Annotated in this window: 14 protein-coding genes and 2 pseudogenes; 7 read left to right on the top strand and 9 right to left on the bottom strand. The window is 61.3% G+C overall.

What is annotated here, in order from left to right; all coding sequences use genetic code 11:
* From E4Q08_RS24080 to E4Q08_RS14400, 3 genes are all read right to left on the bottom strand, one after another.
* The coding region (locus tag E4Q08_RS24080; protein ID WP_211203432.1) for a hypothetical protein at nt 1-198 on the bottom strand (198 nt) is incomplete at its 3' end.
* A gap of 311 nt (nt 199-509) precedes the next feature.
* Nucleotides 510-1,790, bottom strand: coding sequence for a tyrosine-type recombinase/integrase (locus tag E4Q08_RS14405; protein WP_169070904.1), 1,281 nt, complete (start codon nt 1,788-1,790; stop codon nt 510-512).
* A 173-nt stretch (nt 1,791-1,963) separates the two neighbouring features.
* Entirely contained in the window at nt 1,964-2,830 is an 867-nt protein-coding gene (locus tag E4Q08_RS14400; protein ID WP_169070903.1) for a YicC/YloC family endoribonuclease, read from the bottom strand.
* 104 nt (nt 2,831-2,934) lie between these two features.
* Here E4Q08_RS14400 and E4Q08_RS14395 point away from each other — a divergent pair.
* The 5 genes and pseudogenes from E4Q08_RS14395 to hemW all read left to right on the top strand — a co-directional run bounded on the left by E4Q08_RS14395 (nt 2,935) and on the right by hemW (nt 7,425).
* Nucleotides 2,935-3,898: pseudogene (locus tag E4Q08_RS14395) on the top strand (serine/threonine protein kinase).
* Nucleotides 3,895-4,851 carry a PP2C family protein-serine/threonine phosphatase gene (locus tag E4Q08_RS14390; protein WP_034916820.1) on the top strand — a complete coding sequence of 319 codons (957 nt, stop codon included), beginning with the start codon at nt 3,895-3,897 and terminating at the stop codon, nt 4,849-4,851. Before E4Q08_RS14395 ends, E4Q08_RS14390 begins: the two are co-directional and overlap by 4 nt.
* 8 nt (nt 4,852-4,859) lie before the next feature.
* Entirely contained in the window at nt 4,860-5,576 is a 717-nt protein-coding gene (gene rph, locus E4Q08_RS14385; protein WP_034916817.1) for a ribonuclease PH, read from the top strand.
* Nucleotides 5,573-6,178, top strand: a complete 606-nt coding sequence (rdgB, locus tag E4Q08_RS14380; RefSeq protein ID WP_034916815.1) for an RdgB/HAM1 family non-canonical purine NTP pyrophosphatase — start codon at nt 5,573-5,575, stop codon at nt 6,176-6,178. Before rph ends, rdgB begins: the two co-directional genes overlap by 4 nt.
* Nucleotides 6,178-7,425: a radical SAM family heme chaperone HemW gene (hemW, locus tag E4Q08_RS14375; RefSeq protein ID WP_169070902.1), complete on the top strand. Its 1,248-nt coding sequence runs from the start codon at nt 6,178-6,180 to the stop codon at nt 7,423-7,425. The genes rdgB and hemW overlap by 1 nt, the downstream gene beginning before the upstream one ends.
* On the opposite strand, the gene E4Q08_RS14370 is transcribed toward hemW, so the two are convergent.
* Nucleotides 7,385-8,362 carry an ankyrin repeat domain-containing protein gene (locus tag E4Q08_RS14370; RefSeq protein ID WP_169070901.1) on the bottom strand — a complete coding sequence of 326 codons (978 nt, stop codon included), beginning with the start codon at nt 8,360-8,362 and terminating at the stop codon, nt 7,385-7,387. The two genes, hemW and E4Q08_RS14370, sit on opposite strands and share 41 nt — an antisense overlap.
* 88 nt (nt 8,363-8,450) lie before the next feature.
* Between E4Q08_RS14370 and E4Q08_RS14365 the strand changes: the two genes are divergently transcribed.
* Nucleotides 8,451-8,975: an energy transducer TonB gene (locus tag E4Q08_RS14365; RefSeq protein WP_169070900.1), complete on the top strand. Its 525-nt coding sequence runs from the start codon at nt 8,451-8,453 to the stop codon at nt 8,973-8,975.
* On the opposite strand, the gene trmB is transcribed toward E4Q08_RS14365, so the two are convergent.
* The 5 genes from trmB to E4Q08_RS14340 form a co-directional block, all read right to left on the bottom strand.
* Nucleotides 8,934-9,665 carry a tRNA (guanosine(46)-N7)-methyltransferase TrmB gene (gene trmB / locus E4Q08_RS14360; RefSeq protein ID WP_248594925.1) on the bottom strand — a complete coding sequence of 244 codons (732 nt, stop codon included), beginning with the start codon at nt 9,663-9,665 and terminating at the stop codon, nt 8,934-8,936. The genes E4Q08_RS14365 and trmB overlap by 42 nt on opposite strands.
* Nucleotides 9,666-9,727: 62 nt before the next feature.
* Nucleotides 9,728-10,522 carry a thiazole synthase gene (locus E4Q08_RS14355; protein WP_169070898.1) on the bottom strand — a complete coding sequence of 265 codons (795 nt, stop codon included), beginning with the start codon at nt 10,520-10,522 and terminating at the stop codon, nt 9,728-9,730.
* A 32-nt stretch (nt 10,523-10,554) separates the two neighbouring features.
* A complete protein-coding gene (gene thiS, locus E4Q08_RS14350; protein WP_169070897.1) occupies nt 10,555-10,755 on the bottom strand; it encodes a sulfur carrier protein ThiS in 201 nt (66 codons plus the stop codon).
* Between the two features lie 92 nt (nt 10,756-10,847).
* The gene (locus E4Q08_RS14345) at nt 10,848-11,306 is read right to left on the bottom strand and encodes an autotransporter domain-containing protein (RefSeq protein ID WP_169070896.1); all 459 of its coding nucleotides are present in this window, start codon (nt 11,304-11,306) and stop codon (nt 10,848-10,850) included.
* A 55-nt stretch (nt 11,307-11,361) separates the two neighbouring features.
* Nucleotides 11,362-13,533: a bacteriohemerythrin gene (locus tag E4Q08_RS14340; RefSeq protein WP_169070895.1), complete on the bottom strand. Its 2,172-nt coding sequence runs from the start codon at nt 13,531-13,533 to the stop codon at nt 11,362-11,364.
* Nucleotides 13,534-13,548: 15 nt separating this feature from the next.
* On the opposite strand from E4Q08_RS14340, the pseudogene E4Q08_RS14335 reads away from it, so the two are divergent.
* A pseudogene (locus tag E4Q08_RS14335) lies at nt 13,549-13,900 on the top strand (hypothetical protein); the annotation flags it as partial.

The raw sequence follows: 13,900 nt of genomic DNA, 5'->3' as shown, positions 1-13,900 counted from the left end.
GGTGCCTCGGTTGTCCCAAGTCGGCAGCGGTACCGGGTTCAGCCAGTGGTCGATCACCGTCCAGGACTTCCGGCCGGCCTGGTCGCAGCCGACAGCGAGCACGAGGGCCAACCCGATGAAGGCCAGGTGCCTCGGTTGCCCAAAGTAGGCAGCGGCGCCGGGTTCAGCCCGTGGTCGATCACCGTCCGGGATACCCATCAGGACTGGTCGCCAAAACGGTTGAAATTGCGAAGTGTCCCAAACCCCTACCGGGACAGCGCAAAACGGGACAAAGTGTCCCAAGTGTCCCAGTCAAAAGGCCAAGTGTCCCAAACTCTTGGGACAGGTAAAACTAAGCATAATCAACGCGTTAAGCCTATTTTTTGCAACTGTCCCAAGTGTCCCACTAAAAAAACAGGGTAGGGATGGATGGGGCGCGACAGGCAAGGCATGAATTGAATTGGTAGACGACAATTACAAATATTCCATATAGATATATTGGGCATGCTATCCGGGAGTATTGGCGACTTTCATCCAGCACTTGCCGATACTTTCTGCCGCCTGATCGGAACCACTTTCTTCTCTTCTCCGCGCTCGATGTCGTCAAGCAAGTCTGCCCACTTCTGCAAAGCGTCCTTGCGCTCGTCAAAGAAGTCATGGCGGTTATAAATCCCTTCAACGCCCTTGATGGCGTGATTAAGGCAGCGCTCGGCAATGTACGGTGCAACACCCATGGCGGCCAGGTGCGTGCGTGCCGTGCGCCGGAAGTCATGGATGGTGAAGTTATCCGCCTCTGTCATCAGCGGCTTGATATGCTTTGCCATCGCCGCAGTGACCGTATTGAGGTCGATATGCGGCACCATGCGCTCCTGCATCTTGCGCGCGGGGAGCAGCCAGGCAGAACCACCACCAATGCGGACAAGTTCACGGAGATAAGCGACCGCTTGCCGGGGAAGCGGGATATCGATGGCTACGTCCGTTTTCGTCCGATCTGCCGGCAGATACCAGACTCCCGCTTCAAGGTCGAACTCGTCTACTTTGGCCTGTATCAGTTCTCCCTTGCGAACTGCCAGGATAAGCAACAGCTTCACCGTCAGGCCATTTTGGATATTCCAGCCTTTTGCGGTTTTCATGGCAGCGAACAAGGCGGACAACTCGCCACTGGTCAGCCAGCGGTCGCGGGACTCTTCTTTTCCGCCAGCGTCCGACACGTCGAATGCCGCTGCAGGATTGGCGTTAATCATTTCCCGTTTGATGGCGTAGTCAAACATTCGCTTGACCCAGCGAAGCACATCGTTGGCCATCGTCGGCGCTCCGCGCTTGACGATGGCTTTCAGCATGGCGTCGATGTGCGTCGGCCGGATCTCGCCGATAGCCAGCTTGCCAATAGCCGGCTTGATGTCGTTCTCGATTCGGCTACGCACGATGTTTGGGTGTTTCCAGCGGCCAAGGATCTGCGCCGAGAAATAATCATCAGCGAGCACCGCCATGGTGACTTCCGCTTTGCGGGCCTCGATCTTGGCCACGGCAACCCGCTTGCGCTCCTGCTTCTCTTCGGCCACGTCATAGCCCAGCGTCACCCGTGCCCGCATTTCCTTGGCGGTCTTTCTGGCGTCGGCCAGGGACAGATGGCTATAGCTGCCCAGGGTGACGATGCGAGCGCAGCCAGCCAAGCGATAGCGCAACTTCCACACCGGGACGGCGAAGCGCAGAGGAAAGCACAGATACAGCCCCTCACCATCGCCGCGTTGCTCGAAATGTTCGCCGGCCTTGATCCAGTTGCGAATTTCCAAATCAGTCAGCTTGCTCATGGCATTCTCTCGTGTGCACCACCAGATTGGCATAATGTGCACCACTGGGTGCACATGGTGGTGCACACTTATTGTGCGCTGTCCTGATTTGTCATGCAACGTCAGGAGAAGCTAGCCGCAGATATTTCAATGATTTTTCTCGGGTTTTGCACGTCCTGACACGTCCTGATTCATCATTCTAAATTCTGCACCTGCTCCCGCATCTGTTCGATCAGCAGCTTGAACTCGATCGCGGTCTGCGAAACTTCCGTGACGAGCGATTTGGAACCGAGCGTATTGGCTTCGCGATTGAGTTCCTGCATCAGAAAATCGAGGCGTTTGCCGCTCGCACCGCCGGCCTTGAGCACCCGCTCGACCTCATCGAGATGGGTCGACAAGCGCGCCAGCTCTTCGGCAACGTCGATGCGCGCCGCGAAAACGGCGACTTCCTGACGGATTCGTTCATCGTCGACCAATTGCACGGCGTCCAGCAAGCGCTGCCGGAGCTTTTCGTTGAACGACGCCTGCGCAGCCGGAATGCGTGGCGCGACTGCATGCGCCAGGGCTCGCATGTGCGCCACTTTTTCCAGGATCACTGCCGCCAGCTTTTCCCCCTCGCGTGCCCGACTCGCCGCGAAATCATCGAGCGCCTCGCCGGCCAGCGTCAGGCAAACCGGGACCGCGGTCTCGACATCGACGGTTTCATCGCCGAAGATGGCTGGCCAGTGCAGGATGTCGCTGACCGTCAGTGGAGCGGCCAGGGGCAGGACGCTGCGAATCTGGGTGTCGAAGACTTTGAGGCGTTCGAGCAGGTCGACATTCAGACCTGGTTGTTGCGTATTGCGGCTTGCCGGAACGAAGCTGACTCGACATTCGACTTTGCCGCGGCTGATGCGCGCGCCGATCAGCTCACGCAGCGCCGGTTCGGCGATGCGCAATTCGTCACAAACCCGGAATTGGCAATCGAGGTAGCGGGAATTGACACTTTTTAATTCCATGTGCAGTACCCCACCGTTGACGGCGCACGTTCTGGCGGCATAGCCGGTCATGCTATAAATCATTGAAATCCTGACATGTGAACGGTTCTGGATGAGCAGCCGGCTTTGCAGTTCACCTAAAAAAACCGGACAATGGATAATAATCTCAAATGATAGCCCTGACACGGATGGCGCAACAAGCGAACCACCCCCTTCCTGCCGGTTTCCAGCTCGACGAATATTGCATCGAGCATCAACTGTCGATGGGCGGCTTTTCAATCGTCTATGTCGCTGTCGACGCGCAGGGACATCGCGTCGCCATCAAGGAGTACCTGCCCAATACGCTGGCCTTGCGCAGTGAGGGACAGACGGCTCCGATCATCAGCGAAGATCATCTGCCGGCTTTCCGCTACGGCATGAAATGCTTTTTCGAGGAAGGTCGGGCTCTGGCCGGCCTTTCTCACCCCAACGTGATCCGGGTATTGAATTTTTTTTCGTGCCAACGAGACGGTCTACATGGTGATGGAGTACGAGATCGGCCATACCCTGCAGGAACTGATCCAGAAGAACCGGGCCGGGGTCACCGAGAATTTCATTCGCAATGTGTTCACCAAGATGCTCAACGGCCTGCGCGAGGTGCATGCACACCGGCTGCTGCATCTCGACCTCAAGCCGTCGAATATCTACATGCGCAACAGCCATGTCCCGGTGCTGATCGACTTCGGCGCGGCACGCCAGACCCTGGCTTCCGATACGCCGATGCTCAAGCCGATGTACACGCCTGGCTTCGCCTCTCCCGAACACTACTGCCAGCGAGATCTGCTCGGCCCATGGAGCGATATTTACAGTGTCGGCGCCTCGATGTATGCGTGCATCTCCGGCAATACACCGCAACCGGCCAACAATCGCCTCGAAAAGGATCGGATGGTACCCGCCATGGTCCGCTGGGAAGGACAATACTCGGACCAATTGCTCGAAACCATTGACTGGTGTCTGTGCCTGAACCATCGTTACCGGCCGCAAAGCGTCTTTGCGCTGCAGAAAGCGCTCACCGAGCCCGTCCTTGCTTCCTCCCCGAGCCCGCCGCCGCAGCAGAATGACACCTGGCTGGGACAGGTGGTCGGCAAATTGAAGAAGGCCAAGGATTTATGAAATTCAGCATCTATCAGGAAAGTCGTACCGGCAAGCGTGCCAACAACGAAGACCGGCTGGCTTACTGCTACTCACGGGAGGCCTTGCTGATGGTCGTCGCCGACGGCATGGGCGGTCACTACTATGGTGAAGTCGCAGCCCAGATCGCTGTGCAGACGCTGACCGAGGCATTCCCGCGCGAGTTCAAACCACGCATGCGTGACCCCTTCATGTTCCTGCAGAAGGGAATGCTCAACGCCCACCGGGCAATTCTCGACTATGCCGACAGGCATCGCCTGGTCGACTCGCCGCGTACCACCTGCGTCGCCTGCATCGTCCAGAACAACATCGCATACTGGGTGCACTCGGGTGATTCACGTCTGTATCTGCTGCGTAACGGCAAGGTGTTGGCGCAGACCAGGGATCACTCGCGCGTACGGCAATTGTATGACCAGGGGGTGATCAGCGAGGCGCAGATGAATGGGCACCCCGACCGTCACAAGATCTACGGTTGTCTGGGTGGCCAGCAAAAGCCGGAGATCGAGTATTCCCGCAAGGCAACCCTGGAAGCGGGAGATGTCCTGGCGCTATGCACCGACGGCGTCTGGAGTGTGCTGCCTGCCGGCACCCTGGCGCTCTCTCTGAAGACCGCCGATCCGGCGCTTGCCGTGCCGCTGCTGCTTGGCGATGCGGAAGCCCGCGGCGGCTCGCATGCCGACAACCTGTCGATGATTGCCGTGCGCTGGGGAGACAGTTACAGCGATCAGAGCAGCGGCGGGAGTGGTGCTGCGAGTGGTGCTGCGAGTGGTGGTACGAGTAGCCTGGTATCCACAAGATCGATGCCGAAAGACTCGGTCACCAGAATGATGGATGAGTTCGGACGCCCCTCGAGAGGCAAGACCGACCTCAGCGAAGAGGAGATCGAACTCGCCATCGAAGAGATCCGCTCGACCATCCAGAAATATACCAAATAGGAATCCGCATGCGCCCCAGCGACCGCCAGCCCTCACAGTTGCGCCACGTACAGATTACGCGCCGCTTTACTCGCCACGCCGAAGGCTCGGTCCTGATCGAAATGGGCGACACCCGCGTACTGTGCACGGCCAGCGTCGAAGGGTCTGTACCACCCTTTCTGCGCGGCAGCGGCCAGGGCTGGGTCACCGCCGAATACGGCATGCTGCCGCGATCGACACACACGCGTACCGGACGCGAGGCAGCCAAGGGCAAGCAGAGTGGACGCACCCAGGAAATCCAGCGCCTGATCGGTCGCGCCCTGCGCGCGGTGACCGACCTGAAAGCGCTCGGCGAACGCCAGATCACGCTCGACTGCGACGTTCTGCAAGCCGACGGTGGCACGCGTTGTGCAGCGATCACCGGCGCCTGGCTGGCGCTCAACGACGCCTGCGAACACCTGCTGAGCCAGGGCAGACTCGCAGAGAATCCGCTGCGTGATCAGGTCGCCGCCATTTCGGTCGGGATCTATCAGGGAACAGCCATTCTCGACCTCGACTACGCCGAGGACGCCAATTGCGACACGGACATGAACGTGGTGATGACCGGCCGGCAGGGCATCGTCGAGGTCCAGGGGACCGCTGAAGGCGATCCCTTCACGCGCATGCAGATGAACGAGTTGCTGGACCTCGCGACGGCCGGCATCGGCGAGCTGCTGGCGCAGCAGAAAGCGGCACTGCACTCATGAAACTCGTCCTGGCTTCGAACAACACCAAGAAACTCAAGGAACTCGACGCGATTCTCGCACCGCTGGGCTGGCAGCTCGTTCCCCAGGGCGAGCTGGGCGTTCCCGAGGCCGAAGAACCGCATTGCACCTTCGTCGAGAATGCCCTGGCCAAGGCGCGCCATGCGTCGCTGCTGACCGGTCTGCCGGCGCTGGCCGACGACTCGGGGCTCTGTGTCGACGCTTTCGGTGGCGCCCCCGGCGTGCAGTCCGCACGCTACGCCGGCGAACCCAGGTCCGATTCCCGCAACAATCAGAAACTGCTCTGCGAACTCGGCGACAATCCGCAGCGTACCGCCCACTTCGTTTCGCTGATCGTTTTTGTTCGCCACGCCGATGACCCACAACCCATCATCGCCGAGGGCGAATGGCACGGCGAGATTCTCTCGGCAGCACGCGGCGACGACGGCTTTGGCTATGATCCGCTGTTCTACCTCCGCGAACTCGACCGGACCGCGGCGGAACTCGATGCCGCCGAGAAAAACCGCCGTTCGCATCGTGGCCAGGCGCTCGCCCGCCTCGTCGAGCGCCTGCAAGAGCGCGCGCGACTTTCACCTCCACGCTGATGCCGGGCAGCCGGAGTCGAAGGGTCATTCCGCTGCTGCCGCAGGCGCGCCTGGCAGCAGCGAAGGAAGCCGAACCACGATTTCGCAGTCCGCCGCCGCTCTCGCTTTACGTCCATATTCCGTGGTGCGTGCAGAAGTGCCCCTACTGCGATTTCAACTCGCATGCGCTGCCGTCTGCCGCTCGCGGCGCGGCGGCAATCCCTGAAAGCGACTACCTTGCCGCCCTGCTTGCCGATCTCGAATCGGCGCTGCCGCTGGTCTGGGGACGCCGCATCGACAGCATCTTTTTTGGTGGCGGGACGCCGAGCCTGCTCTCGGGCGAAGGGCTCGATCAACTCCTGGCCGCCCTGCGCAGCCGCCTGCCTTTCCTGCCGGGCGCCGAGATCACGCTCGAAGCCAATCCGGGAACCGTTGAGGCCGCCCGCTTCGCAGCCTTTCGCGAAGCGGGAATCAACCGCCTGTCGCTCGGCATCCAGAGCTTCAACCCGCAGCACCTCAAGGCGCTCGGCCGCATCCACGACGATCACGAGGCGCGGCGCGCGATCACGATTGCCGCCAGCCATTTCGACAATTTCAATCTCGACCTGATGTACGGTCTGCCCGGACAGACGCTGGCCGAGGCGCTCGCCGACCTCGACGCGGCGCTGGCGTTCTCACCGCCGCACCTGTCCTGCTATCAACTGACCATCGAAGCGAATACCGCTTTCGCCGCCAGGCCACCGGCACTGCCCGCAGACGACCTGTGTGCCGACATGCAGGACGCCATCGAGGACAGGCTGGCAGCGGCCGGCTACCTGCACTACGAAACCTCGGCTTTCGCAAAACCTGGCCGGCAGTGCCAGCACAACCTCAACTACTGGCATTTCGGCGACTATCTGGGGATCGGTGCCGGCGCGCATGGCAAGCTGACACTGCACGATCGCGTTCTGCGCCAGATGCGCTGGAAGGGACCGGAGCAGTACCTGGCCCAGGTTGCAGCCGGCATGCCGGTGCAGGAAGAGTTTGCCGTTGCTGCCGCCGATTTGCCGTTCGAGTTCATGCTCAACGCACTGCGCCTGGTGCAGGGTTTCGACGCGCAACTCTTCGAGTCGCGGACCGCGCTGCCGCTGCTCAGCATCGAGGGCAAGCTGCGACAGGCCGAGCACGAAGGCCTGATCGAACGCCGACTGCAACGCATCACCCCGAGCGAGCACGGCCGGCGCTTTCTCAATCGCCTGCTGGAGCGCTTCCTGGTCGACGGGGAGTGACGACCAACTGCGCACGCTCGGCGCCAGGCTGCGCGCGGCGGGCGGTGATCACCATCGAGCGCGGCACATAGGGGCGCGGCATCGGCCGCTGCGCCAGCGGTACCGAACTGACCCGCAATTCATTCACCGCGGCACGCAACTTCTTGTGCAGTTCCTCGCTCGGTCGCCCTTCTGCTTCAGCAATCCGAATCTCCTTGAGGATCGCGTCGATTGTCGGCGTGACCGCGGCCGAGCGCGTCGCTTCGCCAAAGCTCTCCTTCGGGGCCTTCACGGCAATCGCAAAATCCTCCGGAGTCGAGATCATTTTCGCCAGCCGCAGGTGATCGTAGCGCATCGCCATGGTCAGTGCCGAATCACCCCAGTCACTCTGGAGTTTCGCATTGGCACCGGCTTCGAGCAAGCTGCGCGCCAGATTCTCGTGGCCTTCGCGAGCCGCCATCATCAAGGGCGTTGCCCCGTTCGGCGCGCGTGCATTGACATTGGCGCCACGCGCCAGCAGATCGTTGGCCACTTTTTCGTGACCATTGAAGACCGCGTAGTGCAGCGCTCCCCACTGGTTGCCGGCACGATCCAGCGGCGCGCCGCGATCGAGCAGCCATTTGACGGCTTCCAGGTGTCCGCCCCAGGCCGCCAGTTGCAAGGCTTGTTCGTTATGGCGATTGGTCCGCCGCAGATCGGCACCGCGTTCGACGAACAGCGCCATCATTTCGATCTGGCCATACCAGGCAGCGACCATCAGTCCCGTCCCGACGTGCGCCGCCTGGTACTCCGGGTTCAGGCCCTCATCGAGCCAGCGCTTGACGGTGCGCAGATCGCCCCGCTCGACGGCATACTCGAAGATAATGGGATCAGGTGCCGGCACCTCGGCCAACGCCGGCGCGGCCAGCAGGCACAGGAAGCAGGCCAAGCGGCCCAGTGGTTTGATCAAAAGCTTCACCCGCGTTCTCCATTCTGACTCGGCACATTCGCTTGGCGAGTCGTACTCCCGTGCCTGCGGCACGATTTTGCTTCACAATGGCAGGCCCATGCCGTCTCGCCTGCTCCTTGCCGTTGCCCTTTCACTCGCCCTGCACGCCGGCGTACTGCTTTGGGACGCCCGCAAGCTCAGCCTGCCGCCGGCACAGCCGCCGCTGGAGGCAACATTCTCCCTGCCGGCAAAATCAGCAGCGCACGACGACGAGCCGCTGCTGAAGAATACGCTCATCCATGACCCGGCCCCCGTCAAGGCAGTGCACCCTCCCCCGCCGGCTGCCCACGCTGCGCCGCCTGCCGCCAAAACAATGGCGAGGCGCCAGATCGAAGCCGCACAGCGCAAACTGTCGCAGCACCTCTACTACCCGCCCGCAGCCGTCGCCCGCGGCCTCGAAGGCGAAGTGCGCCTGCTGCTGACGATCGCTGACGACGGCGGCATCAGCGACGTCGTCATCGCCGCCAGCAGTGGCCATCCCCTCCTCGACCAGGCGGCAGTGAAAGCGGCTTACGCGATGGGGCGTGTCAACTGGGCGAACTCACGCGAATTCATCCTGCCGGTCATTTTCCGCCTGGAGTGAATCCAGCCGGCGACGAAATACCAGATCCCAGACACCGTGTCCGAGTCGCCGGCCGCGCTGTTCGAACCTGGTCTGCGGGCGATGCTCCGGGCGCGGCGCGTAGCCGGATGCGGTATTCTCCAGCAGCGTTTCGGCCGAGAGTACGGCCAGCATCTGCTGCGCGTAATCTTCCCAATCGGTCGCGCAATGGAGATAGCCGCCCGGCTGCAGGCGGCTGGCGAGCAGCGCCACAAAAGGCGCCTGCAACAGGCGCCGCTTGTGGTGGCGAAGCTTCGGCCAGGGATCGGGAAAGAAGATGTGCACCCCGGCAAGCGACGCCGGCGGGAGCATGTCACGCAGCACTTCGACGGCGTCGTGCTGGACGATGCGCTGATTGTGCAGGCCTCGCTCGGCAACCAGTTTGCACAGACTGCCGACACCCGGGGTGTGAACTTCGATGCCGAGGTAGTCATTTCCGGGGTGCAGCGCGGCAATCGCTGCCGAAGTCTCGCCCATGCCGAAACCGATTTCGAGAATGCGGGGCGCCACGCGTCCGAACAGCATATCGAGATCGAGGCGTGCCGCCGCGTAAGGAACACCGATCTTCGCCATCATCTCTTGGTGATAGCGCTGCTGGGCATTCGACACCCGTCCCTGACGGCGAACGAAACTGCGGATATGCCTGGCCCGCGGGGCCGTACCACTACCCATATCCGCGCTTGCATCCACACCGGCTTCCAGGCCCGCTGCCACGGACTCCTGCACGGCCATGCCTAGGATCCGATCAGGCCGGTCGTCGGTGACGAGGGGTCTGCCGAGTAGTACTTGCGCGGCATGCGCCCGGCAAGAAAGGCCTCGCGCCCGGCCTCGACGGCTTTTTTCATGGCGCTGGCCATCAGCAGCGGAGCGCGGGCGTGCGCAATGGCAGTATTCATCAGCACCCCGTCGCAACCGAGTTCCATCGCAACCGCCGCATCCGAGGCGGTACCGACGCCGGCATCGACGAGCACCGGCACCCTGGCGTTGTCGATGATCAGGCGCAGGTTCCAGGGATTGACGATACCCATCCCGGAGCCGATCAGCGAAGCCAGCGGCATTACCGCAACGCAGCCGATCTCCTCGAGCATTTTCGCCTGGATCGGATCGTCGGCGCAGTAGACCATCACCTCGAAACCCTCCTTGACCAGCGTCTCGGCGGCCTTGAGCGTTTCCGGCATGTTCGGAAACAGACTGGTCGGATCGCCGAGCACTTCCAGCTTGCACAGTGCATGCCCTTCGAGCAGCTCGCGCGCCAGCCGCAGCGTGCGCACCGCGTCCGCCGCGGTGTAGCAACCGGCGGTATTCGGCAGGATCGTGAATTGCGACGGCGGCAGCACGTCGAGCAGGTTCGGCTCGCCGTCATTCTGGCCGATGTTGGTGCGGCGAATCGCGACGGTGACGATCTCGGCGCCGGAAGCGTCGATGGCGGCACGGGTTTCCGCGAAGTCCTTGTACTTGCCGGTACCGACGAGCAGGCGCGAGCGGTAGGTTGTGCCGGCGACCGTCAGGCTGTGTGGGGAAGATGGCATGTATCTTTCGCTTGAGAGCAGGTCAATGAGGCTCAGCCGCCACCGACGGCAACGACGATCTCGACCCGGTCACCATCGGCCAGCATCGTTTCGCCATGCCGACTGCGCGGGACGATTTCACCGTTGCGCTCGACGGCGATGCGCTTGCCAGCATGATTCAAGGTCAGCACCAGTTCGGCCACCGTGAGCGGCGAAGAAAATTGTCGGCTTTCGCCGTTGATCAGAAGTTCCATGGGGAGAGAATTCTAGCACGCGAAAGCAAGGAGAACTCTGGCAGGCGTGAGTGATCGGTCTACACGACCTCGTCCAGCCACGGTCATGACCGTTAGGCAAGACAGTCGGCCGACACCTCCTCGGTGCGCACGAGAAAGCTCCTGAGGACGCTCGGCCCGAAGGTCGTGACCATCGCCACGTAAGTGGCCAGAGCGCTGGCATAAAAGGCGCCGAACCTGTGCGCCGCGAATGCCGACAGCGCCCACTCGTCGTACTTCACCGAGCCCTGGCCATTGCCGAGATCGAAGGGCGCATTCCCGTAACCGAGGGTCACGCCGCCGAAGAGTTGCTCGCTGAAGGCCTTTTCGTACCCCATGACGAGACTGCCACCGGAGCCATTCGCCGAAGGCAGGCCGCCGCCATTGGCGTCCTGCCTGGACGAAGCATAGTCGCCGGTGACAAAGAAGCCCTGGCCCTGGTAGCCGAAGTTCTCGAACTGCTGCTCGGCCTGTACGCCGGCAACCACGCCAAGCAGCAAGGCCGCCAGTACCGCTCCGCGTTTCGTGACCAAGCCATGGTGTATGCATTTCACACCCGGCTCTGCATTCTAGCAGACCGTCGCAGCCCTACTGCCCCTGTAGCGCCGATACGCCGCGTTTCTTCAGGAATTTCCCCAGTTTCTTGTCGCTGGAATGGATGTGCCGTATCAGCCAGCCGTGCAGCGACACCACCAACTGTTGCAGGTTGATCTGCGGGTTGGCCTTGAGTTGCAGGTCGTAGCTCGCCAGTGCGTCGGCCAGTTGCAGGTGCTGCACCTGGTGCTCACCGATGTCCGGATAAGCGTGTTCGTGCATGAGTCCCTCCTCGAAGGAAAAGTGGCCTCGCACGTACTCGATCAGCGCCTTCATCACCATTCTCGATTCGGTCTTCTTTTCACCCGAACGCGTGCTGGCGTCAAATCGGCTGAGGATGCGGATCAGTTCCTGGTGCTGGGCATCGATCCAGGCATGCCCCGTCTCGTAGGTGAATGACCACGCCAGCAAGGGGTTGCTGGCCTCCGCAAGCGGTTTCTTGATGCGTGGCTTCGATGCGACTTCGTAAGGCGGGTCTTCTGCAAAGTCGGTCAAGGCCGCCAGCGGTAGCGGACGCGAGAAATGGTAGCCCTGGATGACATCACAACCGCTGGCTTCGAGGAAGGCCATCTGTTCCGGCGTTTCCACACCCTCGGCGACAGTCATGATGTTGAGCTTGTTGGCCATCTCGATGATCGCCAGCACGATGGGAACGTTGTTTTGATCCCGGATGAACGACTGGTCGATCTTCAGGTAATCGAAAGGCAGTTGGTACAGGTAGGAAAGGGACGAATAGCCGGTGCCGAAATCGTCCAGTGCGAGATTGACGCCGAGCTTCTTCAGGGCCATGAGCGTGGCCTTGGTCGCTGCAAAGTCGTTGATGAACGCGCTTTCCGTGATTTCCAGGGTCAGGCGGTAACCGGCCATGCCGTCAAGCGCTTCGGCGACCTTCGCCACAATGTCGCTTTGGGTGAGTTGCAGCGGCGACAGATTGACGGACATGTTGATGCCGGTGCTGCGCATGACGCGACAGGCTTCCTGCAATACCCACTCGCCGAGCTTGCAGATCAGGCCAGCCTCCTCGGCGATGGGAATGAAGCGCGCCGGACTGATGATTCCCAGTTCCGGGTGCGCCCATCGCACCAGCGCCTCGACGCCGTGTACGCTCCTGCTGACGAGGCAGAGCTGCGGCTGATAATGCAGCAACAGATCACCGGGGATGGCCTTCCGCAGCGCGCTTTCGACCATCATATCTTCCAGCGCCTGCGCGTTGATACGTTCCGTGAAGAACTGAAAATTGTTCCGTCCCTGATTCTTGGCATGATACATCGCGACATCGGCGTGCTTGAGCAAATCGGCGACGAACTCGCCGTCGGTCGGGTAGATGGCGATGCCTATCGAGGAAGTGGTGGTGACGGTATGCTTGTCGATCCGGCAGGGCTTGCTGATCGCGGCCAGCAATTTTTGGGCGGCGTGCGTGATATCGGCCTCGTCGTTGAAATCCTCGAGCAGCAGCACGAACTCGTCGCCGCCCTGCCGCGAGACGGTGTCTGTGGCGCGCAGGCAGTCCTGGATGCGACGCGCCACTTCCTGCAGGAGCAGGTCCCCAACCTTATGGCCGAGGGTGTCGTTGACCGCCTTGAACTTGTCGAGGTCGATGAACATCACCGCCAACCTGGAGCGGTTCCGCTCCGCACGCCCCAACGCCTGTCCGATCCGGTCTTCCACCAGGCTGCGGTTGGGCAACCCGGTCAGGAAGTCGTGATGCGCCATATGTTCGATTCTTGCCATCGTCCGACTGACTTCGGTGATGTCGTTCATCAGGCCGATGTAGTTGGTCACCGATTCGCCCGTCCGGACGACACTGATGTTGGCGTGCACCAGATATTCTTCGCCGGTCTTCTTCCTGTTCCATATGTCGCCCTGCCAATGGCCGATTTCGTGCAGGGTTTGCCACATCTTGCGGAAGAAGCTGCGCGGATGGCACCGGGAAGCAAACAGCCTTGGATTCCTGCCGAGCATTTCATCGGTGCGAAAGCCTGTCAGTCCTTCCAGCGCCCTGTTGGCCGAGATGATGTGGTTGTCCTGACTGGTGATCACGATGCCTTCCGCAGCGTTCTCGGGGTGCGAACGAAAGTGTTGGGCGAGTCCCGCTCTGATAATTGTCAGCGACGTGAGCAAACGTAAGGAAATTAGCGGAGAGTTGCGATAGAGTAGGGAACCCATCCACGGAGAGAAGCCATGCCTAAGATTTCCCACATCGAACCTTGCGATTCCAGAGACTTGGTGGCCCGTTTGGAGGCTAATCCAAAGATACTGGCGAAAGTGCTAGAGATGCTGGAGTTGGTGGAGAACGCCGAAGGGGATCTGCGTCGGGCCGATGAAGCCGAGCGCCGCGTGATAGAAATTCTCCGCGGGACGGGCCAGGAGATTCTGACGGGATGGGCCGAGCAGGTTGCTGAGGCGGTGACAGCCGAGGTGCGGGCCGCTGAGCCGGTCGTGGTACACGCGAAAAAAAAAGTTCTCTGGTATACGACATACGGCTCGGTCATGGTGGAGGAGGAATGCTTTCTCCACAAAGAAACAAACCGGC

This window comes from Candidatus Accumulibacter contiguus, assembly GCF_012940005.1.
Classification (GTDB): domain Bacteria; phylum Pseudomonadota; class Gammaproteobacteria; order Burkholderiales; family Rhodocyclaceae; genus Accumulibacter; species Accumulibacter contiguus.
This window is presented reverse-complemented; position numbering and strand designations above follow the sequence as displayed.